A 22876-nucleotide genomic window follows, 5' to 3' on the forward strand; every position below is an offset into this window, starting at 1 on the left:
AATAAATAGCCTGCCAAAATAATGAAATTTACTGATTTCGTAATTTACAAACTTTTCTGATAAATATATAATAAATTCATGAGAAATTTATGAACTATTAGGAAATAGGGGGGATTATGGAATTAACGCTACATTTTTTAACACAATTAATCGATTTTAAGGAGGAGAAGCTATGGAAATGAAACAATTCTCTTCTGAACCGCCAAGCGCTTCCATTAATTACAGCGAAGTGGTTCAATCGTCTTCATTTCAGCAGCTGATGCGTGAAAAACGCCGATTTATTTTGCCGTTTTCTTTATTCTTTTTAGCCTTTTATTTCGCTCTGCCGATTTTAACATCGTACTCAAAAGTGTTAAATACACCTGCGATCGGTTCCGTTAGTTGGGCTTGGGTATTCGCTTTTGCGCAATTCATTATGACCTGGACGCTTTGCATGCTATATTCAAAACGCGCTGCTCGCTTTGACGAAATGGTTGAACAGATTAGGCAAGAAGCGAAGGAAGGAGGCAACGTGTAATGCACGGTTTGGCATTTTCTTTATTTTTAGTGATCGTTGCATTGACGCTCTTGATTACTTACTTTGCTTCAAAGCGCACAAAGACGACAAGCGAGTTTTATACAGCGGACAGCGCGCTTACAGGATGGCAAAACGGATGGGCGATTGCCGGAGATTATATGTCAGCCGCCTCGTTTTTAGGAATTGCTGGAATGATCGCTTTAACAGGATTCGATGGATTTTTCTACAGCATTGGTTTTCTCGTCGCTTATCTCGTGGTGCTCTATATTGTCGCAGAGCCTCTTCGTAACTTGGGCAAATATACGATGGCGGATATGATTGCAGCGAGGTTCGATGATAAAAAGGTTCGAGGAGTAGCAGCGCTTAACACCATTTCTATTTCTATTTTCTACATGATTGCACAACTCGTTGGAGCAGGCGGACTTATTAAGCTTTTACTAGGTATCGATTACGTTTATGCCGTTCTTATCGTCGGCATTCTCATGACCGTTTACGTCGTGTTTGGCGGGATGACAGCGACAAGCTGGGTCCAAATCGTTAAAGCAGTTTTATTGATGGCAGGTACCTTTATTATCTCACTCATCGTATTCGCCAAATTTGATTTCAGCATCGTTAAAATGTTTAACGAAGTCAAAACAGCTACCCCATTAGGTGAGTCATTTCTGAATCCCGGAAACAAATTTAAAAACCCACTTGATACAATCTCGTTGAACTTAGCACTTATTCTAGGTACAGCAGGACTTCCACACATCCTCATCCGCTTCTTTACCGTAAAAGACGCACCAACCGCTCGAAAATCAGTTGTATACGCTACATGGATTATCGGTTTATTCTACGTTATGACAATCTTCTTAGGCTTCGGTGCCGCTGCTTTTGTAGGCTATGATAAAATCGTCGCCGCCAATCCAGCTGGAAATATGGCCGCTCCTTTATTAGCTGAAGCGTTAGGCGGAGATTTCTTATTCGCTTTCGTTTCCGCAGTTGCCTTTGCAACGATTCTAGCCGTTGTAGCTGGGCTTGTGCTATCGGCTGCCTCCGCATTTGCCCATGATTTTTATAATCATATTGTCCGGCAAGGCCAGGCCACCGAAAAAGAACAAATGTTGGCTGCGCGTTGGGCTTCAGTAGGTGTCGCCATCTTGTCCATTCTTTTGGCACTGTTTGCTCAAAAAATGAACGTAGCGTTCCTTGTATCGCTAGCATTCGCCGTTGCGGCTAGCGCCAACCTACCGATTATTTTGTTAACAATCTTTTGGAAGCGCTTTAATACAGCAGGAGCCATTACAGGAATGCTCGTAGGCCTGATCAGCTCCCTAGTACTTGTCGCAATCAGTCCAAACGTATGGGCGCCAGAGCCGGGAGTGGCGATTCTTGTTGGCGAACCGATTTTTAAACTTGCCAACCCGGGAATCGTATCCATTCCGCTTGGTTTTATCGCCGCCGTCCTTGGCACACTTCTCTCTTCGAAAAAGCAGGATGATAAGAAATTTGATGAAATTCTTGTCAAAGCAAATACAGGGATTCGGGATTTCACGCATTGAAAATACCCCCGCTCGTTTCGGCGAGCGGGGGTTATCCTTTGCATTCGACTATGCTCGATACACTTTGGCAAAAGTAGTATAGCGGTCTACTTGGCGGCGATTTACTTCATAGCCAATTCCGCTGTTTTCAGGAACTGTAATCATTCCATTCTCCACAGTTACTTCCGGATCAATAATGTCTCGCTCCCAATAATATGAAGAAGCGGCCGTATCCCCTGGCAACACAAAGTTTTCCAATGTCGTCAGAGCAATGTTGTGGGCCCGTCCCACTCCCGATTCTAACATTCCACCGCACCAGACAAGGATGTTATGTTTTTGACATAAATCATGAATCAGCTTTGCTTCAGACAATCCGCCGACACGGCCAATTTTAATATTAATGATTTGGCAGCTTCCCAGCTGGATCGCTTTTCTTGCATCTTCATACGAATGAATGCTTTCATCTAAACAGATCGGTGTTTGAAGCTGCGATTGCAGCGTAGCATGGTCTACGATATCATCGGCGGCAAGCGGCTGCTCAATCATCATAAGCTGAAATTCGTCAAGCGCCTTCAAATGCTCCGCATCTTCTAATGAATAAGCAGAATTTGCATCCGCCATGAGCGGAACATCCGGAAAATGCCGGCGAAGTTCGCGAACAACATCGACATCCCATCCTGGTTTGATTTTCACTTTAATGCGCCGATACCCCTCATTAACATATCGCTCCACCATTCGCAGCAAATCATCAACACTCTTTTGAATGCCAATGCTAATACCAACTTCGATTTGTTTCTTTTTACCACCAAGCGCCTCGCTTAACGGCATGTTGTTTTTCTTAGCGAACAGATCCCACACGGCCCCTTCAATGGCTGATTTAGCCATGTTATTTTTCCGAATGTGCGAGAAGCGTCTTCGCAACTCATTCGGGTGCTCAATTGGCGCTTGGAACAGAAGCGGCAATAAAAAATCCTCCATCATGTGCCAGTTCGTTTTCACTGTTTCCTCATTATACCATGGAGAATGAAAAGCGACCGATTCTCCCCAGCCTGATGCCCCGTCTTCATCAATGACTTCTACTAAAATAAATTCCTTTGTTTGGAACGACCCAAAACTTGTCGCAAACGGCGCTTTTAACTCCATCTCTAAATGGCGCAAAACAACCTGCTTAATGTTCATAAATGATCCCCCTTTGTTATAAAGGCAGTTTGTCGCGTTTGATCAGCACATAATATTGAACGGGTTCGCTCTCGTTTCGAATCGCATGAACGACGGCCCAGCCTTCTCGAAACAATTTCACAAACACCTCGCGCGTTTTATGCCGCCAATCTAATGCCAGTTGGTGATCTTTCTCTTTTAGCCGTTGAAAATGAAGAGGGACCGGAACAAATACCATTCGCTGCTTCAAAAGTGATTGCCAACCGTCACTAGAAAAAAACGCTTCCGGCTCGCCATCTTCCCTTATTTTCCAATGAAGCACTTCCGCCTCTTCCGATCGATGAATGTTTGAAAAAATTTGCTTTCTTTCCTCTAAATAATCGCTTCCGATTTTCCACTCTACATTAAAGCGATCTGACGGCAAACGATGGTTGAGCGCGTCGTTCATTTCGCCGTAGCAATTCTCGATATATTCCGAACAAATCGCACCAAGCTTAACAATATTCAAATAGCCGTTTCTGCTTTCAAGCGGATCATATGTCCAACGAATTGTTTCATACCCGAGCTTTTTCGCCTCTTCCGCTTGTTTCATTTTTAATATATAGCCGATTCCGCGATTGCGAAACGACTCGTCGATTCCTAGCATATGTGAACATAAATATACTTGCCCATTTTTATAACCCGGAAAGCTATAGACAAACCCAATCATCCGCTCCTCGACGTATGCACCGATGACAATTCCGCCGTTTTTGGCTGCTGTCAATGTTTGATGAAGCGGCGTGGGATTCGATTTCCATACGTTCTGTTCTAGCTGTGCCATTTTTTGCAGTTCTTCAACCGTATCAATTGTTCTTAGCGAAATGTTCAACGTTTTTCTCCCCCTGCTGCTGTGCGTTATTAAACGTCTCGATGACAGTTCTTGCTAATATTTCGATGCCGATCAGCAAATCCTCGCGGCGAAACGTCATCTCCGGATGGTGAAGCCCCGGCGTTAAATCACAGCCAAGACCGAGCATGGTTGTTTTTAGTTCGGGTTTCGTAACAGAATAAAAATGAAAATCTTCTCCCCCTGATGTTACGACTGGAGGAGCGCATTTTTCTTTGCCAATGGCCGCCACGATCGCCCGTTCCATTATTTGTTGTGCCTCTTCATTCACTTGCGCAGCTACAATACGTACCCCTTGATGGAGGTGGATATCCGCTCCGTAAATGAAAGAAACTCCCTTTGTTACATTGTGCAACTGTTCAACCAATTCCCCCATCACTTCGTTCGTTTGCGCGCGCAAATCGAGGGTAAACGTAGCATAATCCGGGATAATATTCGCGCTTTTCTCCCCGGCGTGGAAACGGGTCATTTTAATGGAAGCGGGCACTTGTGGATCAATGTGGATTTTGCTTAACTCTTGCACAAGAGCGCTTCCTACTTCAATCGCATTGATGCCTAAATGAGGCCGCGCCGCATGCGCTGCGATTCCTTTTATCTCTCCCTCAATCAATTGAGCGGCACCGTGCAAAATCGCAGGAGACGCATACCCGCTTCTTAACTCTTGGATCGGCCGTAAGTGAACGCCATATAAAAAATCGACGTCATCAACTACTCCCTTTTCGAGCATTTTCAGCGCTCCTGCTCCTTTTTCTTCAGCCGGTTGAAACAAAATTTTCAACTTTCCAGGCGGACGATACCCCATGCGATTAAATAGCTTTACGACTCCTAATACCATGGTCATATGCGCATCGTGCCCGCACGCATGGTTCGCTCGCCATGTTCCGTTTACCTCCTGCCAAAGCGCATCCATATCCGCACGCAAAGCTACTGTAAAAGAACCGTTTCCTATTTCACCAACGACTCCTGTGCAGTCTGAGAACGTCTGAACTCGATATCCCTCTTGTATCAATTGCTGTTTTAAAAACTCGGTTGTTTTAAATTCCTCCCAACTAATTTCTGGATGTTGATGAAGATGATCAAACACTTCAAATACTTCTTGCTGTATACTCGCAATTGCGTTTTTCATGTTTCCTCTCCCCGCTGTCTTCGTCAACTATTGTTAAACATATTATAATATGCAAAAAAATGTTTCAATAATATTTACAAAAAATCTTGTATAATTATGAAATTCGTATTTTAACAATCTGGTTCGCCACTTCGGCAAAAACGATTCCGATTGCAATCGCTCCCGAAATCATAAAAGCTTTCGCTGCGAATTGAATCGCCATGTTATAATCGTTCATCACAACATGACGCATCGCTTCATATGCAAGCCCCCCTGGAACGAGCGGAATAATTCCGGAAACGCTAAAAATCGTCATCGGCGTTTTGTATACTCTTGCTAACAGCTGACTTAAAACCGCCACAAAAAAGGCGGCAGCAAACGTGGCAAAAACAGAATCAACACGTCCTTTAACAAGCAACACATAAATGATCCAGCCAATCATTCCAACGATTCCGCAATGACTTAACAGCTTTTTTGGTACGTTAAAAATTAGCCCGAACGCCGCCGAAGCGATCCAACTTGTAACAAGCTGTTCAATAATCATTTCATTCTCCCCTAATACATGGCCAAAATAACAGCAATACCTGTGCCAATCGCAAAGGCGGTTAAAAACGCCTCCGCTCCTTTCGACAATCCCGCCACTAAATGCCCTGCCATTAAATCGCGGACGGCATTTGTAATTAACATTCCAGGCACAAGCGGCATTACCGATCCGATAATAATATTGTCAAGGCTCCTCCCCAGCCCGACAGCAACAAGCAACACCGCTACAACTCCCGCAAGAAACGATGCGAAAAACTCTGCAAAAAATTTAATTTTCACAAGGCGGTGCATATAGTGTAACCCATAAAATCCGATTCCGCCGGAAATAAAGGCAGGCCAAAAATCAATCCATCTTCCTTGAAACATAATGACAAAGCAGCCGCTCGCTACCGCAGCCGCCGCTACTTGCACCGAAATGGGGTAAGCGAGATGCTCCTTTTCCAGTTTTTTTAACATCTCATACGCTTCTTCGAGCTCTAGCGCCCCTTCACTTATTTTTCGGGAAATGCCGTTGACTAGCGCTACCTTCTGCAAATCGGTCGATCGTTCTGCAATGCGAATCAGCTTCGTCGGCCCTAAACCGTCAATCGAAAAAATAATTCCCGTCGGCGTCACATAACTATGAGAATGCGGCATGCCAAACGAAGCAGCGATGCGCATCATCGTATCCTCGACTCGATACGTTTCCGCACCGCTTTGCAGCATAATTTTTCCCGCCAACAAACAAACATCGGCGACTTCATTCGTTCTCTCCATAGAACAACTCCTCAATTAGCTAGACTCTACTGAGATATTACCGAAAAAAAACCATTTCGACAACCGCACGTCCCTGTTCAGTCCCCGTTGGAGCAGTGCAGTTCGAAAATTTCTTGCTATTGATTGAACTTGTAAATTTCGTTCTATTGCCTCTGCTGTCTTCCTTGTTCCACAATAAAGAGCGTTGCCAGACAACTTCAACTCTTGAAGTTATATCCTCGCTTTGATTAAAAACTAAAAAATAATTACATATGTTTCGCCTTCCATCGTACCTTATCCCTTTATAACTTTTCCCCTCTGCATTGTCATGACAATCACATCTGTTTGTGACTAATTAACACATTTCTTGCTTAACGAGCACTGCGTTAATTTTCTCTGTGAAGCTACAAAATAGGTGTTTTTAATAGGATATTAGTCTATTTCATAGCCAAGTTCCACGAATAAGTTGTGTAATGAAAATGTAATAAAGAGGTGTTGTAAGTGAGCGGAAAAGAATTCGATAAAGACGGGAATCAAATGTTGTTCAGACATTCGCATCGTCGTAATGTAAATTTTGTAATTAGCACCGAACACGAAACAAAATCGGAACACCATATGGAGCATACACATGATGCAGTTGAGGGAATAAGTACGTCTACGTGTCAACAGCTTGCCGATATTATCGGAGGTATGGTTATTACGTCGTCCCCTGCCTGTGTTGTTCAGCGGCTTAGAGATATCAATGCAACTATTTTAGGTCGCCCTACCCATTCGCCGCTAGCGCTTCCGTTTGCTCTTTCATTTGAAAACAATAGAGGGGGGCAAACCCTTAATCTAGGTGAAACGGTTATTCTTCAAAAAGAAATCAATCCATTCCTATCTGCACTACGGGAAAGAGGAATTACAGTTACGGCTATCCACAACCATTGGCTTTTTGATGAACCGCGTTTAATGTATATGCATTGGGAGAATGTCGGAGATCCGTTTGAGTTTGCAAGAAACAGCATAGAAGCAGCGAAGGAAGTTGGAATTTTCTAAAGAAGAAACCATTTGTGATATTTTGCAATGTCACAAATGGTTTTTTGTATTCTTGTTTAACAGAAAATAGAAACAGCCCCAATCCAAACAGAAATGTTGAGTTGAGGCTGTTTCGTCATCGATCTAACTGCACGTTAATCTATTATTCGAGTAGGAATATTACAACCGGCCGATCCAAGTGTCTATTCATCAACGAAACTTGTTGACAACTTCGTTCAATTCATCTGATGTTTCGCAAATGCGACGCGCCATTTCCCCTAATCGCTTCGCGAACTGTCCTTGATGTTCCACTGATTGGACCATATCGTTGATCGAGCTGCCCACTTCTTGGGCCGCGGACAATGTATGATCTACCGCCGCTGCAATTTGTTCCGTTCCTGCCGACATCTGCTCCGTAATGGCGGACAGTTCTTGCACCTCGCCTGTATTTTGCTGGACATTGGCCACAATGCTTTCAAAAATAGAGCGAATGTTTTCAACCATATCGCGACCTACACTCGCTTCATGTTCCCCTTCGTTCATTTTGCGAACCGCTTGTTCAGTCGTTATTCGGAAGCGAGCAATAATATCTGCGATCATATCGACAGAGGCTTTCGAATGTTCTGCTAGCTTTCTTACTTCGTTAGCGACAACCGCAAATCCGCGGCCGCTTTCTCCCGCTCTTGCGGCCTCAATACTTGCATTCAACGCAAGAAGATTCGTTTGTTCGGAAATGCCGCGAATGACATCGAGAATGTTGCTGATTTGCTCCGTCCCTTTCTCCAACTGTTGAATATATTCCGCCGTCTCTTGAATCTTCGCATACATATTTTCCGTTTGTTTCATCGCTCGATCGACGTGATCATACCCTGTTTGAACATCTCGATGCATCTCTTCAGACGATTGAGCCAGCATCGAGGAAGATTCAGCGATGCGATGAATTCCTGCCGCCATCTCCTGAATCGCCCTATTAGATTCTTCCATACTTTTAAGCTGTTGCTCCGAATAGGAATTAACGGCAACTGCAGTTTCAACCATTTTCTCGTTTTGTTGTTCAGTAAAAGAAGCTTGCGACTGTAATTCATTAGACGCTTGCAGCATCAAATCGTTGCTATGTTTGATTTTTTCAAGAAGAAAAGCCATTTGGTTGACCATCGCGCCGAACGAGCGAACAAGTGTGGCCAGTTCGTCGTTTCCTTTATCTACAAGCTCAGCGATTTTACTTTTCGCTTCTGTAAGCTGCCCCTCTGCCATCTGTTCCGATGCAACGGTTAAAACCGCGAGAGGACGGAAACGGCGGCGTAAGTATAGGAAAGCTCCTCCACTTACCAATATAGTCAAAAGGATAGAGCCCAAAAGAAACGGCAGACGAATTTGTTCTTGTACTATCGCGGCTGTTTCATTAACCTTTTTGGCTGGCAAATCAATTCCAAGAACCCCAATAACTCTCCCATCATGAACAATCGGGGCAAATGCAGATAGGTAGTCTCCATACTGTTTATCGTGAACGATGTCAGTATAATCGCCCTCCCCCTTTAATGCCCCGTCAATGTCATTTATCGTTGTAGTCGATGTAGCATCGCCAATTGCCGATGCCACATCTGAATGAGGAGGCTGTCCATCAATCATAATAGAAAGCTTATCTCCCTTAACGCTTAACGTATATACGTATAACGCGCCAATTTTTTCACGAATGTCATTGAGTTGCTCTCTTAACGCCCAATACGTATCGTTCTCGATTGGGTTTTGTAAAAATAATTCGTATTTCGATACATCAAGCATACTCGCCACATTCTTTGCTTGCTCAACCCCGTAGCTGCCAATCGTTCGTTTCGATGTACGTTCCACAATATAGGACGACACGAGTATGTTGGCAATTGTCAGCAAAGAAAAAATGATAATAATGATCAAAGAAAGACGAGTTGTTAAACTACTTCTTGTCTGTCGCATTGCTACATCCCTTTCTATATATAACTGCATTATGACTTTCTCATCATAGCAAATACAGAAGATGGTTGGATAGTACCAATCGTAATTTCAACTATTCTATAAATTTTGCATTATCAGTCCCGGTATACGAGAAAAACTACCCAATTTATATTAGCCCATAATGGCACAATTGATGTAAAGAGCACTCCCGAACAAGGTACTACCTTTATTGTGCAATTGCCTCTTTAACAAAAAGCGAACAACGAATGACGTTGTTCGCTTTGATTTCAGATGGACACCTCTCTATATAATCCGCTAAATAAATCAAATTTTTATGGAACGATTGACCATGGCCAGCTAGCTAAAATTCTTTCACCTGTTAGCACAAAAAATGACTTTAATCGATGGCAACCCGTTTGCGGCCGCGATCCGTTATTCAACCAACCCGCTCTGGATAAACAACCGAGAAGGACGGCTCATCTTTCAAATAATCGATAAAGTGGTTCACCATTTCCGTATCCCATTGCGTCCCTTTTCCCTCTTGCAAAATGGCGAGCGCTTTTTCAACACTCATCCCTTTTCGATACGGACGATCGGATGTCATCGCATCAAACGCATCGGCAACGGCGATAATTCTGCCAAACAACGGGATTGCTTCTCCCTTTAATCCATCAGGATAACCGTTTCCGTCGATTCGCTCATGGTGCGAACGAATACCGGGCAGCAAATCCTCAATTTCTTCGATCGGCTGCACTTGCCGCAAAATTGTTTCACCGAGCACAGGATGCCTTTTAATCCAGGCAAACTCCTCATCTGTTAATCGCCCTTCTTTTAATAAGATCGCATCAGGAATGCCAATTTTTCCGATATCATGCAGAATAGCCGATTTATATAGCTTTTGCAGCTGTTCCTCCGGAAGACGGAGGCGTTTTCCGATTTCTAATGAATAGGTAGCCACACGAAGCGAATGCCCAGCCGTGTATGTATCTCTGGCATCTAAGGCAGTTGTCATCACCGTGATAAAGCTGTCAAGCAACTGTTGATTTTTCTCTTCCCGCCGCAAAATCGATTTCACCATATGATTAAACCCGTTCGTTAATTCGGAAAATTCGTCAATATAAATGTTCTCGCAAATAGTTTCAAACGTTTCCTTCTGCACTTTTCTCATGCTTTGGTGGAGATCTCGAATCGGGCTTTCAATTTCCTTCGATAACACTTGCGCCGCAAATAAAGAGAAAGCAACGGACAGGCACAAGACGACAAAGACCCAGCCAAAATCGGTCACGGTGAGCGTCGTTTTTACCTGGCTCGCTAAAACAAAAAGTATAATCGGAAACGTCCCAATGAACAGCACACTTAATTGCAGTTGCACTTTAATAGGCACATAGACAACATTCGTCGCTTCCACCGCATCGGACCACCCTTTCCGTCTTCCGATGCGAATAATTTCACGAATAAGCGGCTTCATAGTCTGAATGGTGAGAAAAAACTCAAGCACCGCATGAAGGCTTGTGACCAAAAACGCGCCAAGCCATGCGTATAATATGTAGGCGTAGGGAATGTGCAGAAGTCCTTTATAAATCAAAGATGCCGTCATAACAACCGCTGGGACTGACAGGCCGAGGAAATGCGGGATAAAGATGCGCCGGACCGCAAGCAGTGGAAAACGCTTCGCTTGAACGAGAGCCAAATAAAAGTGCTGTTCATTCCGGTCAAAGGAGGAAAATAGCGTTCGAATCGGGGACATATCTCGTTGAAATGTTTTATATTCGACAGCGAGCATAATCATAAAGGAAAAAAACTGAATCAAAAATAATAGACGCAAATCTCGTAAACTGATGTTTAATGACATCGCCATAAGCGGGCTTCCGACCCCGACAACCGCCACTGTCGAACCAACTACATAGTTTTTGAAAAGGCGAATCAACGCTTTTTTATATATGGACATGCCTGTCAGCCCCCTTTCCTATTTTTTTATATTATATCAATTAATAGGCAAACTTAGAAAGAAGTTTTGTTTACCATTTACGGCGGTGAATAAAAGCGGGGACATATCCATAGTCCCCTCCGTTCCACCAAACTCTCCCGTTAATTTACAAAGAAATTCGGTGTTCTAAAAATAGAAACACCGTTACATGGACAGGGCAAATTCCTTCTCCAAATATCTTAAAAAATAATAATTAATATCCATTTATCTTTTATTTTTACATATCCACCGAGAAGTCTCCCACCTCTTAACAAAGAGTAGGTGGGAGAGTTTCATAATACGCCTCAAGTCGTATACGAAAATATAACTGAGGATCATTATGGAAATAACGTATGAAGGCTAACATTAAAGACAAGAAAGGAGGAATTGAAACATGTTAAAAAAAATCGGGCTACTCATAGCGGGAGGAATCGCAAGTATCGTACTGTTGGCCAATGCAGGATCACTAGTCGGTTTAGCGATCAGCCTCGTCATTTTGTACTATGCGTTCAAGAAATTTTTGAAAGCACCATCTGCGGTCCGAAAAGTTATGTGGGCAATCGTTGGACTTATCGCCCTGTCGGTGAGCGCAGCCAACATGCCGGCCATTGCTGCCATTGCGGCCGCCTATGTTTTGTATGTTGTGTATAAGAAATGGAACGAACCAACAGAAACGATCACAAAACAAGAAGACCCATTTGCGAACTTCGAAAAACAGTGGAATGAATTACAAAAAAATTATTAATAACAAGGAGCGGATGAAACATGAGTTTATTTACACGGATTAAAAATGTCATTGCGGCTGATCTTCACGAGCTGCTCGATGAAAAAGAAAAGAAAAATCCAATTGCGATGTTGAATCAATACTTGCGCCAGTGCGAACAAGAAACCGAAAAAGTTCGTAAACTCGTCGAACGCCAGCACTTATTAAAGGAAGAATTTTTACGTGAATACCATCATGCAAGCCATTTAGCAGAAAAACGCAAAAAACAGGCGGAAATCGCTTCGAGAGCAGGAGAGCAAGAATTGTATGAATTTGCTGTGCAAGAACAGGCACAATATGAACAGCGGGCATTGCAATTAAAAGAATCGTACGACAAAGCAGGCCGTGATTTAGTGGAACTTGAAAAAAAATATGAGGAAATGAAACATAAATTAAAGGATATGCACATTCGAAGAATGGAGTTAATGGGTCGCGAAAATATGGCACACGCCCACTATCGCATCAATCATGTTCTTGAAAATACCGGTACAACGGCTGCATACTCAACCTTTAAAGAAATCGAATCATACTTAGAACGTTTAGAACAACAGGTGGTCTCAGCATACTATCGAAACACAATCGATGCCCGCATCGCTCAGCTGGAAAAACAGCTTGCATCCGAGGAATCCCTTCCAGAAAAATAATAAGGGACAGTCTGGCAAAAACGTGGTATGCTAAAGGGCGTAGATATCTGCGCCTTTTTCTCTTTTTTACACACAATATTCTTTAAGAGAATTTTTTCAAATAAAGGTGGTGGGCCCATGCTTGACCAGCGTAAAAAGACAGACTATATAAGCTGGACCATCTTAATTGGCATCCTTCTTTTGGCCATCGAAATCTCCTTTTTTAACAAAGGAATCATCTTCTCCATTATTTTGTCGACTGGATTCATATATATAGGAAGAAAAAAATGGAATCGCAAAGCTGGAAAAGTTCTATTTTGGATCGGCGTGATCCACTTACTTTTCAATATTTTTTCAATGATGACAATAAGGTTTTTCTTAATAGCCATCCTACTTTATGTGATTATTCAATTTTTCCAATCGAAGCGGAACCCTTCTATCGTTCGTCCTGAAGTCCGTGATAGCGATTCGCCGGCGGCACAAGGGGAAGTGCTAGAGCAAAAACCGTTATTTTGCAATTTGTTGTTCGGAAAACAAAAAACGCCTGAACATGCTTATGAGTGGAATGATATTAATATACAGACAGGAATCGGAGATGCGATTATTGATTTAAGCTACACTGTTCTTCCAAAAGGAGAGGCGGTCGTTTTTGTGCGCGGCTGGATTGGAAATGTACAAATTTTAGTTCCATACGAGATAGAAGTCAGTCTCGCACATTCTGCAGTCGTGGGAGCGGCCCATGTATTTGAGCGAGAAAAAGAACAAATTTTTAATCAAACGCTCATTTATCAAACCCCTTCTTATGAAAACGCCGAACAAAAATTAAAAATTATCACCTCGATGATCATCGGCAACCTAGAGGTGAAACGCATATGAGCATGGTGCAGAGGCAATTAATCGTGTCGATGTTGCTGTCCGTTACACTTTTTGTGCTTTTGTCTATTTCTTTTTTCGCTGCTTTTCCGCTAGAAAGCTGGTCGGCGTTATGGGAAAGAAAAGTGCTCAATGTGCCATTCATCGTATTTGCCCCTACGATCAGCATCCTTGTTGGAACGATATTCGGTGTTATTTCGAACATCTTTTGGAAAAGCGAGATACAAACAATTGCTCGCGCCCTCCAGCAAATCGAGCAAGGAACGATCACCGAATTAGAAGCGGGACATCCGCCTGAAGATCTTCAGGAAATTTGGGGACGAATCCAAAAAATTCATAAATTATGGATCGAGCAGACGAAACGGTCGCAAAAACTTGCGACTGAAAAAGCGGAACACCAAGAAACATTGATCGAAGAAATTATTTCACAAGAGCGGCATCGTCTCGCCCGAGAATTGCATGACTCCGTCAGCCAGCAGCTGTTTGCTGCTTCGATGATGATGTCGGCAGTAATGGAAAACAAGCCTTTATCCGATGACCGTGAAACGAAACAACTGAAGATGGTCGAACAAATGATTCAACAGTCGCAGCTTGAAATGAGAGCGCTGCTTCTCCATTTGCGCCCTGTCCCACTAAAAGGAAAATCGCTGCAAGAAGGAATAAAAGAGCTGTTACTGGAACTATCACAAAAAGTGCCGATACAAATTAAATGGAAAATTGAAGACGCTCCGCTAGATAAAGGAGTGGAAGATCATTTATTCCGCATTCTGCAAGAATCGGTTTCTAACACCCTTCGCCACGCGAAAGCAACCACGTTGGAAGTATTGCTGATCAAGCGGGACGATTTCATTATTTTACGAGTCATTGATGATGGAATCGGTTTTGATGTCAACTATTCAAAAAGCGGATCATACGGTTTGCAAAATATGTATGAACGCGCTGCCGAAATCGGTGGCACGCTGAAAATTGTCAGCTTAAAAAATAAAGGAACGAGATTGGAAGTAAAAGTACCAATGGTCGCGTTGGAGGAGAACAAGAATGATTAAAGTATTGTTGATCGATGACCACGAAATGGTCAGAATCGGGGTTTCTGCTTATTTATCCGCACAGCCGGACATCGAAGTGGTCGGGGAAGCGGAAGATGGAAAAAAAGGAGTGGAGCTCGCGCTCAAGCTTCGGCCCGACATTATTTTAATGGATCTCGTCATGCCGCAAATCGATGGCATCGAGGCGACGAAAGAAATTATATCTTCCTGGCCGGAAGCAAAAATTATCATCGTCACAAGCTTTTTAGATGATGACAAAGTGTATCCCGCACTAGAAGCAGGGGCGGCAAGTTACATGCTAAAAACTTCAAAAGCGAGCGAAATCGCCAATGCCATCCGCGCTACCTTTCATGGACAGTCCGTGCTTGAGCCGGAAGTGACGGGAAAAATGATGCAAAAAATGCGACAAAAAGAAGCATCCCTTCCTCATGAACAATTGACGAACCGCGAAATGGAAATTTTGCTGTTGATGGCGCAAGGAAAAACAAATCAGGAAATCGCCGATGCTCTGTTCATTTCATTAAAAACAGTGAAAGTTCACGTCAGCAACATTCTCGCCAAACTCGAAGTGCAAGACCGGACGCAAGCGGTCATTTACGCGTTTAAGCATTCGCTTGTAAAATGACAATAGCATGTTTCCCCCCCCCGCCCATCGACTGTGCGGGATTTTTATTTGAAATATAATAGTTCGATACCTCTTGCAATATTGGAAAGACAATTCAACTAAAAACTTGCTGTCACATGAGTTGCCTACTTTTTTGAAAAACTCCCCTGACATGCAGATTTTTAGAAAAATCGCTATGCCTGCATATAGGGGAGAGCTGCTCTTTATTTGCAAAACGAGGCTTCTATGGACCTCCCCCACCTACACTTCGCTTAGCGGTAACCATGTTTGTTGAATCGCTGTTTTTACCGCGTTCACCAATTCAGGCCCTTCTTCTACTTGAAATACTCCAATACCGAACTATGGTATTTTCACGCCGTTACGTAAAGTAGTTGCATCCTGTAAATTTTTCACTATTATTCCATATTCCTCCCTTTTCGACTAGCATTTCGCTTAGCAACTTTTATATTTTTTAGGAATTAAGGCAAGAGATATGCCCTGCATTGCTTTTTTTCTGTTCTTTCAGTTCAAGAGCTCGGCTCCAACCCGTTAAAATAACGGCACCAAGAACCATTAATGCTCCGGCCCATGGCGTATGAATCAGTCCGATCGAATCGGTGACGATGCCGCCGATATAAGATCCGATCGCAATTCCTGCATTAAATGCTGCAATATTAATGGCAGAAGCAACATCGACCGCGCTCGGCACAAAACGCTCGGCAAGCATTACTACATATACTTGCAATCCTGGCGCGTTCATAAAGCCAAGCAGTCCCATTAAAACGATGGTAATAAGCCCAGCCACCTTCAACGGAGCTGTAAATGTTAAAATAAAAAGCACAATAGCTTGCACAATGAACATATAAAATAAAGCGCTAATCGGATTTTGATTAGATAATTTTCCTCCCGCTACATTACCGATCGCAATCGCCACTCCATAAACGAGCAAAATCACTGCAACAGTTTTTTCACTAAATCCCGTGATGTTCTGAAGAAGCGGAGATAAGTACGTAAAAGTAACAAAAGTGCCTCCGTATCCTAAAGCTGTAATAATGAACAACAGTAACAAACGACCATTAGTGATTAACTTAAACTGGTCGCGAAATGTAGTGCGGGCACCCTCTCGCAAATTCGCTGGAACGAGAATGCTGTTGGCAATAAACGCAATAACTCCCACGGCAACAATAAAAAGAAATGCAAACCTCCAGCCAAATTGCTGCCCGATAAATGTACCGAACGGCACTCCTGTGATGGTAGCGACCGTCAGGCCGGAAAACATAATGGAAATCGCGCTAGCTCGCCGGTGTTCCGCTACTAAACTTGCTGCGATGGTTGACCCGATCGACATAAATACACCATGTGAAAATGCGGACAGCACACGAGCCACAAGCAAAACAGTTATACTATCGGCGCTAGCTGCAATGCTGTTGCCGATGATAAAGACAACCATAATCCAAAGCAACAAAGCTTTGCGTGACATACTGGACGTTAAAGACGTAAGAATAGGAGCACCGAAAGTAACCCCTAAAGCGTATAAGGAAACCGTCAGCCCGGCGATAGAAACAGAAACGTGCAAGTCGCGCGAAATGAGCGGCAGTAACCCTACACTAATAAATTCTGTCGTCCCGATCGCAAAGGCGCTCACAGCTAATGCGATCAATGCTAATGTATTTCGTTTACCTTCGTTCATTGCCCTTCCTCCTCATTGCTTGGTTGTAAAAAAATATAGTGAAAGCCAGCTGGCAAATGTTATTATGGAACATATAAGTCATTAAAAAAAGTACGTACTTTAAAGTGCCATAGATACTTCAAAGTGCTATAGATACTTTTTAGTAACTATCGAAGAGGAGGAAGAACATGCAAAAAAAGAAGTATAATATTCCCATTGAAGCGACACTAGAAGTAATAGGTGGAAAATGGAAATGTGTTATTCTTTGCCACCTTACGCACGGCAAAAAACGCACTAGTGAATTGAAGCGTTTGATGCCAGGAATCACTCAAAAAATGCTAACGCAGCAATTGCGAGAGCTGGAGGAAGATGGGATTATTAATCGGATTGTTTATAATCAAGTTCCCCCGAAAGTGGAGTACGAACTAAGTGAGTACGGGTGGAGTTTAAAAGAAATTTTAGATTCTTTATGCGGATGGGGAGAAAAGCATATCGTCAAAGTATATGGGGATAAATTTTCAGTTTTAGAGGAAAGCATTCTAAATGAAAAATTAAAATAACTTTCTTTATTTAAGATAACTAAAAACGTCGAAGCCCTAGCCAACGGGACTTCGACGTTGTTTTTTATTCAGCCTTAAACATAATATCCTCTTTGCGGGCCACTCCTGTTCGATATGCTGCTTTAATGACCGCTTCGCGCACTCGTTCTGCGACTTTGCTGTTGAACACGCTCGGGATAATGTATGATTCGCTTAATTCTTCGTCCGTCACAACAGAAGCGATCGCTTGCGCCGCTGCAATTTTCATCTCTTCGTTAATCTCAATCGCACGGCAATCAAGAGCGCCGCGGAAGATGCCTGGGAAGCAAAGCACGTTGTTAATTTGGTTCGGATAATCGGAACGCCCTGTCGCCATGACGCGAACATGCGGTTCCGCCAGCTCTGGGTCAATTTCTGGAACCGGGTTGGCCATCGCGAAAACAATTGGGTCATTCGCCATCTTCTTCACATCTTCCACTGTCAAAATTCCCGGTGCTGATACCCCAATAAAGACATCGGCCCCTTTAATGACATCCGAAAGCGTACCGCTTACGTTTTCTGGGTTTGTTAACTCGGCGTATTCGTTCCAATATGGGTTGTCATATTCGACACCGCGATGGATGGCACCATGGCGGTCAACACCAATAATATTTTTGACACCCGCAGCAAGCAAAATTTTCGTACACGCGATTCCTGCTGCTCCAATCCCTGTTAATACGACTTTAATATCTTCAATCTTTTTATCAACGATCTTTAACGCGTTTAAAAGCCCCGCCAGCAAGACGACCGCTGTTCCGTGTTGGTCATCATGGAATACCGGAATGTCTAGCTCTTGCTTTAATCTCTCTTCAATTTCAAAGCAGCGCGGTGCGGAAATGTCCTCTAAGTTAATGCCGCCAAACGCTGGGGCAATCGCTTTAACAATTTGAATAATTTCTTCCGTATCCTTTGTATCCAAACAAATCGGAAAAGCATCGACGTCGGCTAATTGTTTAAACAGCATTGCCTTTCCTTCCATCACCGGCATGGCGGCGTATGGCCCAATATCCCCTAAGCCCAACACCGCTGTTCCGTCGGAAACAACCGCGACCGTATTGCGTTTAATCGTTAACGAATACGCTTTATTAGGGTCTTCGGCAATCGCTGTACATACGCGAGCCACTCCCGGAGTGTACACGCGCGACAGGTCATCGCGCGTTTTAATCGGCATTTTTGATTTCATCTCGATTTTTCCGCCAATGTGCATAAGGAACGTACGATCCGATACGTTAATCACTTTGACGCCGTGTATTTTTTTCAATGTATCGATAATAAGATCGGAATGCTTCGTGTCAAATACGCTCACGGTAATATCGCGCACCGTATGTGTTTTGCTTGATGAAATAACGTCAATTCCCACCATATCGCCGCCAGCTTGGCCGATCGCCGTAGCGATATCACCGAAAGACACTAAATTTTTCGCAAACTGAAGACGAATGGTAATATGCATACTTGCTCCACTTGGTATTGACATATGTATCTGCCTCTCTTTTAAAATTTTTTAATAATTGCTTTGCCCTGCAATTCCAGGACGAGTCATCGCATAAGGGTCAAGTATTTCGTTTAACTGTTGCTCCGTCAGTAAACGACGCGACAAGCACAGCTCACGGACCGACTTGCCTGTAACGTATGCTTCACGCGCAATGCTTGAAGCTGTTTCGTAGCCAATGTACGGGTTCACGGCCGTAATGACTCCGACACTTTTTTCCACATTCTCTTTTAATTTCGCTTCGTTTGCTTCAATTCCTGCTAGACAGTAATCCGTAAATACACGAAATGCATTATCCATAATATGGATTGATTGAAGCAAATTAAATACGAGCACTGGCTCCATTACATTTAGTTCGAGCTGTCCGGCTTCGGATGCCAAACAAATGGTGTGATCGTTCCCAATGACTTGAAAAGCCACTTGGTTGATCACCTCTGCCATGACCGGATTTACTTTGCCAGGCATGATGGACGAACCCGGTTGCCGGGCTGGCAATGTAATTTCATTCAGACCTGTTCTTGGTCCTGATGCCATCAGGCGAAGATCGTTTGCAATTTTTGACATGTTAATCATGCATACTTTTAATGCAGCCGACACTTCTGTGTAAGCATCCGTATTTTGCGTTCCATCAACTAGATGCTCAACACGCGCTAGCGGAAAACCGCTAATCTGTGATAAATGCTTAATTACAATATCAATATAACGCGGATCCGCGTTCAGCCCTGTTCCTACCGCCGTTGCTCCCATATTGACTTCGTATAAATGCTGGCGCGATTGCTCTATTCTTTTTATGTCCCGCGCCAAGACGCGGCGATAGGCTTCAAATTCTTGGCCGAGACGAATCGGGACCGCGTCTTGTAAATGGGTGCGTCCCATTTTAATCACGTGATCAAACTGCAGCGCTTTATCCGCAAATACCGCATGCATGCCCTCCATCGTCGCAAGCAGCTTCTCAAGCATTTTTAATACAGCGATATGAATGGCGGTTGGAAAAGCGTCGTTTGTCGACTGCGACATGTTGACGTGATTGTTCGGGCTGATCACTTGATAGTTTCCTTTTCGCTCCCCTAGTAATTCAAGCGCCCGATTGGCGATGACTTCATTCGTGTTCATATTAATCGACGTTCCGGCCCCGCCCTGAATCGGGTCCACTATAAATTGATCATGCCATTTTCCGTTGATAATTTCTTGTGCAGCTGCGGCAATTGCTTGTCCAATTCGCGGGTTGAGCTGCCCAACTTCCATATTGGCTTGTGCCGCGGCCATTTTCACCATCGCCATTGCTTCAATTAAAGATGGATGGATTCGATACCCGGTAATCGGAAAATTTTCTACCGCGCGCATCGTTTGAATACCATAGTATACATGCTCTGGAATTTCCTTTTCCCCAAGAAAGTCTTTTTCCATTCGTACTGCCTTTGTTTTGGTCATTTTATAAATCCCAGCTTTCATCAAATTTTGGCGTAATATCTCCCGCAATCGGTGTTTCCATGATTTTTTTGATTTCAAGCAGATGATCCGTTTTCCCTAACACCCACATTAACTTCGGCACAATAGCCTCCGTGTTCATATCTCCAGATAGAATGACGGTGTTTTGTGCGACTTTCCGTCCTACTTCGTATAGTGTTAAATCTTCCCCTTCTTCTAGGCATTGAGTCGTAATCACTACGGCCATTTGGGCATCAATAAGCTCCTTAATTTTCGGAAGCAAATTTCTCTCTTGAAACGGCACACCGCCATTGCCAAAGCTTTCAATAATAACTCCGCGGTAAAGATGTTTAATATAATCAAACACTTCCGGCTTTGTACCGGGATGAAGTTTTAAGAGAAACACATCCGGACAAAGAGAAGGTTCAAACTTTAACTCTTGTTTTTTGTCTGTGCAAATCTCGTATTGGTAGTCAATTTCGTTTTGATGGATGTAGGCAACATACGGATGGTTGATGCTTTCAAAAGCGTCGTAGCTTTTTGTCCTCATTTTGACTGCCCTTGTCCCAAGAATAACCCTTCCATCAAATACGATAAAGACACCCCCGACTTCCTCGCAAGCAAATCGAACTGCATCCGACATATTTTTTTTCGCGTCCGTTCTTGCAAAGCCGATCGGAACTTGTGAACCTGTAAGAACGACAGGCTTGTCTAAATTTTGCAGCATATACGATAGTGCCGAAGCCGTATAGGCCATCGTATCGGTCCCGTGCGTAATCACAAAACCATCGTAGCGATGATAGTTTTCATAAATCGCTTCGGCAATTTTTACCCAATACTCCGGCTGCATGTTTGTGCTGTCGATGTTCATCAATATTTGGCTGTCTAAGCGATAATTTCGGCTATGTTTTGGTACGTAGCTTGTCAGCTCTTCAGCCGTTAATGCCGGCGTGAGCCCTTCTTCTCCCTTTACGGAAGCAATTGTGCCGCCTGTCGCTAATAATAGAATGTTTTTCATCGTTGACACCCCTGTGAAAAAGCGATAATGGTGCGAAAAGATAATTTATGAATAACCTGTTGTATTTTATGGCCCATTTAGTGTACATTATAATTAAGTTGTTCGCGTTCTGCGAACCTACGCTTCAATTATATTCATTTATCATGAAAATAACAAGAGTTTTTATTCATTTCGCGAACATTTTTATGGTGAGAGGAATAAAGGGGGAGAGCAGGCCGATGATATCAAAACGGCTATCAGAACTGAGGAAAAAGAAAAAATGGTCATTGCAATATATCGCAGATCAGCTTGACATTGCCAAAAGCACATACGCAGGGTACGAATCAGGCTACCGCCAGCCTTCGCTAGAGGCAGTGAGAGAACTCGCACAGTTATTCGGGACATCGACCGACTACTTGTTAGGAGCAGTGGATGATCCAGAAAAACGTGAATCGAAAGTGATCGAATTAACTGAAGCAGATTTATCAAACCTTCATCTTACAATCGACGGCAAACTGCTAACACAAGAGGACATCAACCAAATGATTGCGTTCATCCGCGTCAAACGCGGAATGGAAGCAGGATAAAAAAGGCTGTCTCGAAAGGTCAATAAATGACCTTTTGTGACAGTCTTTTTTGTTTTATTTCTAGTCATTACTTTGATTATCAATGCTATCAATATGAGTAAAATAATTTTTTTATTTTTAACCGTTTGTCTCCCAGTCGCCCTACTAACCCATCTCATCCCCCAGTCTTTTCAATCATGTTCTATGTTGTGGCTTTGACTCCGCTTTTCGTTATTCATCCGCATTCGGGACGCCGGGCCAACTCCGACATATGACAGTTGCCATGGAACAGACGAGATGCTTTCCGCTATATAGATCTCAATCAAATAAAAAGACCTTGAAAAGCATATAGCCACTCAAGGTTTTTAACACTTTTAACTGCTAGACTGCAAGTTTTCCTAGTAAAATCATTGTTAATTTGTCAATTGCTTCTCCCCCGTCGATTGTTTCACTTTTTGTATCACTTTCCATGATAATTTCGATTGCTAGTAAAAAAGAAACCTTGAAAGAGTTTTCACTCAGTCAAGGCCCTTAAGAATTTACTACCTATTTTGCTTTTACAGCTTCTTTTAATTGTTCTACTACACTTTTTAGCCATTGGATTGGAGTCAGTCCAAGGGCAGGAAAATACAATCCGTCTGCACAGTGTTGAATGTATTCATTCTTCTCATCATCTGAATACTCGCTATTAATGAATTCCATTAAAAATACGATAGCAGATTCAAGATATTCCTTACTTTCTTCCGTCAACAATTCTTGTAATGCCTCCTCAGGCGAATCTATGTCTTGATGAAAAGTTCCAGCCAGGAACTGAAAAACTGGATCTTCCGGATTATTTTTGACTAACAAGCATCTTACCCTCCA

22 protein-coding genes and 1 pseudogene are annotated in these 22876 nt (G+C 43.1%); 10 read left to right on the plus strand and 13 right to left on the minus strand.

What is annotated here, in order from left to right; translation table 11 throughout:
• Nucleotides 1–172: 172 nt before the first annotated feature.
• Both N667_RS0104135 and N667_RS0104140 read left to right on the plus strand, forming a co-directional pair.
• Nucleotides 173–517 carry a DUF485 domain-containing protein gene (locus N667_RS0104135; protein ID WP_027408408.1) on the plus strand — a complete coding sequence of 115 codons (345 nt, stop codon included), beginning with the start codon at nucleotides 173–175 and terminating at the stop codon, nucleotides 515–517.
• The gene (locus N667_RS0104140) at nucleotides 517–2058 is read left to right on the plus strand and encodes a cation acetate symporter (protein WP_027408409.1); all 1542 of its coding nucleotides are present in this window, start codon (nucleotides 517–519) and stop codon (nucleotides 2056–2058) included. Before N667_RS0104135 ends, N667_RS0104140 begins: the two co-directional genes overlap by 1 nt.
• Before the next feature lie 48 nt (nucleotides 2059–2106).
• On the opposite strand, the gene menC is transcribed toward N667_RS0104140, so the two are convergent.
• The 5 genes from menC to N667_RS0104165 all read right to left on the minus strand — a co-directional run bounded on the left by menC (nucleotide 2107) and on the right by N667_RS0104165 (nucleotide 6485).
• On the minus strand, nucleotides 2107–3216 hold the full coding sequence (gene menC / locus N667_RS0104145; RefSeq protein WP_027408410.1) for an o-succinylbenzoate synthase: 1110 nt from the start codon (nucleotides 3214–3216) through the stop codon (nucleotides 2107–2109).
• A 16-nt stretch (nucleotides 3217–3232) separates the two neighbouring features.
• A complete protein-coding gene (locus N667_RS0104150) occupies nucleotides 3233–4063 on the minus strand; it encodes a GNAT family N-acetyltransferase (RefSeq protein WP_027408411.1) in 831 nt (276 codons plus the stop codon).
• Complete coding sequence (locus tag N667_RS0104155; protein WP_027408412.1) at nucleotides 4038–5207, minus strand: M20 peptidase aminoacylase family protein; 1170 nt, start codon at nucleotides 5205–5207, stop codon at nucleotides 4038–4040. Before N667_RS0104155 ends, N667_RS0104150 begins: the two co-directional genes overlap by 26 nt.
• Nucleotides 5208–5301: 94 nt before the next feature.
• Nucleotides 5302–5730: a threonine/serine exporter family protein gene (locus N667_RS0104160; RefSeq protein WP_035097987.1), complete on the minus strand. Its 429-nt coding sequence runs from the start codon at nucleotides 5728–5730 to the stop codon at nucleotides 5302–5304.
• 11 nt (nucleotides 5731–5741) lie between these two features.
• Nucleotides 5742–6485, minus strand: a complete 744-nt coding sequence (locus tag N667_RS0104165; RefSeq protein WP_027408414.1) for a threonine/serine exporter family protein — start codon at nucleotides 6483–6485, stop codon at nucleotides 5742–5744.
• Nucleotides 6486–6965: 480 nt separating this feature from the next.
• Here N667_RS0104165 and N667_RS0104170 point away from each other — a divergent pair, with 480 nt between their 5' ends.
• Nucleotides 6966–7502, plus strand: a complete 537-nt coding sequence (locus tag N667_RS0104170; protein WP_332248959.1) for a DUF1259 domain-containing protein — start codon at nucleotides 6966–6968, stop codon at nucleotides 7500–7502.
• 189 nt (nucleotides 7503–7691) lie between these two features.
• Here N667_RS0104170 and N667_RS0104175 read toward each other — a convergent pair whose 3' ends face one another.
• On the minus strand, nucleotides 7692–9431 hold the full coding sequence (locus N667_RS0104175) for a methyl-accepting chemotaxis protein (RefSeq protein WP_027408416.1): 1740 nt from the start codon (nucleotides 9429–9431) through the stop codon (nucleotides 7692–7694).
• Nucleotides 9432–9846: 415 nt separating this feature from the next.
• The gene (locus N667_RS18240; RefSeq protein WP_051529944.1) at nucleotides 9847–11358 is read right to left on the minus strand and encodes an HD-GYP domain-containing protein; all 1512 of its coding nucleotides are present in this window, start codon (nucleotides 11356–11358) and stop codon (nucleotides 9847–9849) included.
• A gap of 412 nt (nucleotides 11359–11770) precedes the next feature.
• Here N667_RS18240 and N667_RS0104185 point away from each other — a divergent pair, with 412 nt between their 5' ends.
• The 5 genes from N667_RS0104185 (at nucleotide 11771) to N667_RS0104205 (ending at nucleotide 15306) form a co-directional block, all read left to right on the plus strand.
• Nucleotides 11771–12121, plus strand: coding sequence for a flagellar basal body rod protein (locus tag N667_RS0104185; RefSeq protein ID WP_027408417.1), 351 nt, complete (start codon nucleotides 11771–11773; stop codon nucleotides 12119–12121).
• Between the two features lie 20 nt (nucleotides 12122–12141).
• Nucleotides 12142–12783, plus strand: a complete 642-nt coding sequence (locus N667_RS0104190; protein ID WP_027408418.1) for a PspA/IM30 family protein — start codon at nucleotides 12142–12144, stop codon at nucleotides 12781–12783.
• A 117-nt stretch (nucleotides 12784–12900) separates the two neighbouring features.
• Complete coding sequence (gene liaF / locus N667_RS0104195) at nucleotides 12901–13638, plus strand: cell wall-active antibiotics response protein LiaF (RefSeq protein WP_027408419.1); 738 nt, start codon at nucleotides 12901–12903, stop codon at nucleotides 13636–13638.
• Complete coding sequence (locus N667_RS0104200; RefSeq protein WP_035097991.1) at nucleotides 13635–14681, plus strand: sensor histidine kinase; 1047 nt, start codon at nucleotides 13635–13637, stop codon at nucleotides 14679–14681. The genes liaF and N667_RS0104200 overlap by 4 nt, the downstream gene beginning before the upstream one ends.
• On the plus strand, nucleotides 14674–15306 hold the full coding sequence (locus tag N667_RS0104205; protein WP_027408421.1) for a response regulator: 633 nt from the start codon (nucleotides 14674–14676) through the stop codon (nucleotides 15304–15306). The genes N667_RS0104200 and N667_RS0104205 overlap by 8 nt, the downstream gene beginning before the upstream one ends.
• Nucleotides 15307–15579: 273 nt before the next feature.
• Here N667_RS0104205 and N667_RS20115 read toward each other — a convergent pair.
• Both N667_RS20115 and N667_RS0104210 read right to left on the minus strand, forming a co-directional pair.
• Nucleotides 15580–15705, minus strand: a pseudogene (locus tag N667_RS20115) (aldo/keto reductase); the annotation flags it as partial.
• 52 nt (nucleotides 15706–15757) lie between these two features.
• The gene (locus N667_RS0104210) at nucleotides 15758–16975 is read right to left on the minus strand and encodes an MFS transporter (RefSeq protein WP_027408422.1); all 1218 of its coding nucleotides are present in this window, start codon (nucleotides 16973–16975) and stop codon (nucleotides 15758–15760) included.
• A 167-nt stretch (nucleotides 16976–17142) separates the two neighbouring features.
• Between N667_RS0104210 and N667_RS0104215 the strand changes: the two genes are divergently transcribed.
• Nucleotides 17143–17514 (plus strand): winged helix-turn-helix transcriptional regulator, encoded by a 372-nt coding sequence (locus N667_RS0104215; RefSeq protein ID WP_027408423.1) that lies wholly within the window; start codon nucleotides 17143–17145, stop codon nucleotides 17512–17514.
• A 64-nt stretch (nucleotides 17515–17578) separates the two neighbouring features.
• On the opposite strand, the gene N667_RS0104220 is transcribed toward N667_RS0104215, so the two are convergent.
• From N667_RS0104220 to N667_RS0104230, 3 genes are read right to left on the minus strand one after another with little or no spacing between them, the layout of a single operon-like run.
• Nucleotides 17579–19006, minus strand: a complete 1428-nt coding sequence (locus tag N667_RS0104220) for an NAD-dependent malic enzyme (RefSeq protein ID WP_027408424.1) — start codon at nucleotides 19004–19006, stop codon at nucleotides 17579–17581.
• A 27-nt stretch (nucleotides 19007–19033) separates the two neighbouring features.
• Entirely contained in the window at nucleotides 19034–20452 is a 1419-nt protein-coding gene (gene aspA / locus N667_RS0104225; protein WP_027408425.1) for an aspartate ammonia-lyase, read from the minus strand.
• A gap of 1 nt (nucleotide 20453) precedes the next feature.
• Nucleotides 20454–21467, minus strand: a complete 1014-nt coding sequence (locus N667_RS0104230) for an asparaginase (protein ID WP_027408426.1) — start codon at nucleotides 21465–21467, stop codon at nucleotides 20454–20456.
• A gap of 218 nt (nucleotides 21468–21685) precedes the next feature.
• Between N667_RS0104230 and N667_RS0104235 the strand changes: the two genes are divergently transcribed.
• Nucleotides 21686–22033 (plus strand): helix-turn-helix domain-containing protein, encoded by a 348-nt coding sequence (locus tag N667_RS0104235; protein ID WP_027408427.1) that lies wholly within the window; start codon nucleotides 21686–21688, stop codon nucleotides 22031–22033.
• A 525-nt stretch (nucleotides 22034–22558) separates the two neighbouring features.
• Here the strand turns inward: N667_RS0104235 and N667_RS0104240 are convergent.
• Nucleotides 22559–22861: a contact-dependent growth inhibition system immunity protein gene (locus N667_RS0104240; RefSeq protein WP_027408428.1), complete on the minus strand. Its 303-nt coding sequence runs from the start codon at nucleotides 22859–22861 to the stop codon at nucleotides 22559–22561.
• Nucleotides 22862–22876: the final 15 nt, after the last annotated feature.

Source organism: Anoxybacillus tepidamans PS2 (assembly GCF_000620165.1).
In the GTDB taxonomy this organism is placed as follows: domain Bacteria; phylum Bacillota; class Bacilli; order Bacillales; family Anoxybacillaceae; genus Anoxybacteroides; species Anoxybacteroides tepidamans_A.